Annotated in this window: 1 protein-coding gene; it reads left to right on the forward strand. The window is 74.4% G+C overall.

What is annotated here, in order from left to right; genetic code table 11:
- A partial coding sequence (locus B1205_RS29935; protein ID WP_176308714.1) for a KR domain-containing protein occupies window positions 1-246 on the forward strand: 246 nt, incomplete at both ends.

Consider the following 246-nt stretch of genomic DNA (forward strand, 5'->3'; position numbering starts at 1 on the left):
CACCGGTCAAGCCCGCAACCTGCTTCTCGCGGCCCGTCGTGCCCCGGCCGACGAGCCGGCGTACGCGGCGCTGGTCGACGAGCTGACCGATGCCGGGGCGCGGGTGCGAGCCGTGGCGGTCGATCTGGGCACCGGGGTCGCGGAGCTGTTGGACGGCGTCGACCTGACCGCCGTGTACCACTGCGCCGGCCTGGTGGCCGACGCGACCATCGCGTCGCTGGACGTGGACGCCGTCGACCGGGTGAT

This window comes from Micromonospora sp. NBS 11-29, from assembly GCF_002140155.1.
Lineage (GTDB): Bacteria > Actinomycetota > Actinomycetes > Mycobacteriales > Micromonosporaceae > Micromonospora.